We start from the raw sequence: 2170 nt of genomic DNA on the forward strand, positions 1-2170 counted from the left end.
CCCCCACACCTACCCCCACAACCCCTGGACCTGGGTAGACCCCCTCGGACTCGCCGGGTATTCCGACAAGAAAAGAAAGCGAGCCGAAGATCTTCCCCCTGATTCCAATGCGGCGGGGTACGATCACACTGTTTTTGAGCGGGATGAAACAGGTAGAATATCGCGATACCAGACCTGGTTGAATGAGCCGAGGAGTCCCAGCGGTTGGCAAAAAGGGCCCAGGTTCCGAGGCACTGGAAAGCCTCATGCCGGGATAGAGCCACCACTCTATTACCCAACTGGCGGAGGCAGAGGGGAAAGAGCCACCGGAGAGAATCTACCCTTGGGGTACTGAAATGGAAGAACTGACCGAAGAGTCTCTGAATATCCTGAGATCAGCTCACCCGGAAATTGAAGCCGACCGCCCTGCCGACTGGCTTTCCGAGTTGGGGGGAGTGATTGCTTCCATTCCTTACCGGTGGTTGTTTTGGCCGGATGTGCACGAAGTTTTCGGGGCTGCGGTGGTGGACCTTCACGGTTATGGGCGAAAAGAAATCGAGCGACGTCTGATTTCGGCTCGATCTTCCGGAGGTGAGTGGATCGATGTTGTCGATTCCTTCAACTACTTCGAAGTATCCCAAATTTTCAGGATGTGGGAGGGGTCTTTGGTGAATGAGGAGAGAACCGAAATCCTATTCGCTCGCCTCCTTGTGGAGCCGTGGACGGCTCGACTCTCCCAGGTTTTCCCTGGTCGCACTTTCCGTGTGTCTCCCAAGGCCCCAGAATTTGAAATTGGCGTATGTCTCGAAGTGCGCCAAGCAAATCCCGTTCTCCGACCTCCCGATTGGTGGTCACAGGGGGAGTGAAGAAATTTTGAAGCCATCTCCTGTCGTGTGCCGGTGAAAAAGAAGGCCGGGCCCCGGAGGAAGCGGTCAAGTACTTCGGGTGAGGGGTGAAGAAGGTCGGTCGGGCGGGCGGTGGCCGACCGACACCCGGAACCGCCCCGGGGATCGGTGGTGCGGGCGAAGGGGTGACGGGTGAAGCCACCGGTCACCCCTCCGCCCGGCTCAGCTCTCGTCGAGGGTGGCCTGTTCGGCGACCCTCGGGGCGGGGCGTCGGCGGCCCCGGGTCTTCTTCGGGGGCGCCAGGGGGTTTCAGGTCCTCCCGGTGAGCCCGCGCCGGGACAGGTGCCGCCGTCAGGAAGGCGCCGAAGCCGTCGACCGGCGCGCAGCAGACCGTGGAGGCCGTGGACCTGCCGGTCCGACTCCACCTGGAGGGCGATCATCCGCCACCGTGCTCGGCCGGGGCGGCCGTGTGGAGCACCTCCGGGCCCCGGAAACCCACGAAGTCGTGTCTTCGGACCCCGGGAACCGCTGTGGTGTGTTTCGGCCGAGGGACCCGAACCGGACGCATCGGTTTCCTCGGAGCACACGCTCGGAGGGTCCCGGACGGGTAGGGTGCTTTCGGCTCCGAAGAACTTCCCATGCGAAATTTTTCCTCTCGGGCATGTTCGTGGAGCGTTGGTCGCGTGAGGACTTCCACGTGAAGGGAGAGTTTGTCATGGGAGGACCTTGGGCCCGCCTCATCGTCGCGGGTGTGCTGCTCGTGCTGGGTGCCCTGACCATCCTCGGAGTGGAGGGATGCCAACGTTTGAACGCCGCCTCCGACACCCCACCGGCGGGAAGGGAGGCGCTCCCCATTTCCTTTCCCATTGGTGATGAGAATTCGATTCATGAAGGGGGCGGGGCGCTCCGATAGCCCTCGGGGGCGGGTGATCGACAGGGTCGAATTCCGGCACGAGGAGGAGGGACTGGGGTGATCGAATCGGAAGAGGCTGAGGGAAAGGTTTTCGTTCATCACTCCGAAATCTTGACGGATTCCACTCGTTTTCGATCCCCGAAGGTTTCGGGGAGGGCCTATTTCCGCTGCGAGGAGAAGCCTTGAACGGGATTCATCCGTTGGACTGCCGGGGTATCGCCCGTGGACGCGGGGGAGGGTGAGCCCGGAGCCGCCGGGAGACCGGGGAACTCGGATAGCGGTGACGCCTGCCGTGCCGACCCTTCACCTCGCCTCGACCACCCGGGGTTGGGAAAGACTCAAGTGCTTCGGCGGGCCGCCCGGGGCGGGGGCGATGACGGTGGGAGCCGGACCCGGGTGCGGTGGGCGGGGGAAACCGGCGGACATCGGGAGG

At 62.8% G+C, this 2170-nt stretch carries 2 protein-coding genes; both read left to right on the forward strand.

Annotated features, from left to right (window positions below):
* Positions 1-334: polymorphic toxin type 24 domain-containing protein (locus FOE67_RS30680; RefSeq protein WP_369075296.1), on the forward strand; the 334-nt coding region annotated here is incomplete at its 5' end.
* 1 nt (position 335) lies between these two features.
* Positions 336-845 carry a hypothetical protein gene (locus FOE67_RS23505; RefSeq protein WP_182666844.1) on the forward strand — a complete coding sequence of 170 codons (510 nt, stop codon included), beginning with the start codon at positions 336-338 and terminating at the stop codon, positions 843-845.
* Positions 846-2170 lie beyond the last annotated feature (1325 nt).

Origin of the sequence: Streptomyces calidiresistens (assembly GCF_014141525.1) — a bacterium.
GTDB lineage: Bacteria > Actinomycetota > Actinomycetes > Streptomycetales > Streptomycetaceae > Streptomyces > Streptomyces calidiresistens.